The following is an 826-nucleotide window of genomic DNA, read 5'->3' on the forward strand; positions in this document are numbered from 1 at the left end:
GGCCGGTGGCGAAGGCAACAACATTCTGGTCCGCTTGCCTTCGGCCGTTGTCGCGGTATTGCCCGGCCGACCCAAGATCGGAAATTGGGCGTTTGAAACCGTGCCCCAAGCGGGCCTGAACGGGCGCAAAGGGTATCAGCCACGGGGCAAGGCTCTGGGCGGGTCGAGCGCGATCAATGCCATGCTCTATATTCGCGGTCAGCGCCAAGACTATGACGGCTGGGCTGGTCAGGGCTGCACCGGATGGGACTGGGACAGCGTTCTGCCGTACTTCAAACGGGCTGAGAACAACGAACAAGGCGCGGATGACCTGCATGGAACCGGCGGACCGTTGCAGGTGTCCAATCAGAAAGAACCACGCCCAATCACCCACGCTTTTTTCGAAGCCGCCGAGCAGATGCAGCACCGGCGCCTCGACGATTTCAATCGCGGTGACAATGAGGGGGTCGGGCTGTATCAGGTCACGCAGTTCCACGACCCCGAGAAAAACGGCGAGAGGTGTTCTGCCGCCGCTGCCTATGTCTTTCCCGTCATGGATCGCCCCAACCTGACCGTCATCACCCATGCCCACGTCAAAGAACTGACATTCGACGGCAAGCGTGCGACCGGCGTGCTCTATAGGAAAAAGGGCAAGGAGCCCGACATCCAGATCTCCGCACGGCAAGAGGTCCTGATCTGCGCTGGCGCGCTGATGTCACCTCAATTGCTGCAACTTTCGGGGATTGGGGCTGCGGACGAGCTGACCCAACACGGAATCACTGTCCGCCATGATCTGCCGGGCGTCGGCAAGAACCTACAGGATCATTTGGATTTCATTCTCGCTTAC

Annotated in this window: 1 protein-coding gene; it reads left to right on the forward strand. The window is 59.9% G+C overall.

The window, feature by feature from the left end:
- Positions 1-826: GMC family oxidoreductase (locus ACRZ95_RS23070; protein ID WP_480555722.1), on the forward strand; the 826-nt coding region annotated here is incomplete at both ends.

It is taken from the genome of Ruegeria sp. AI3 (genome assembly GCF_056541245.1).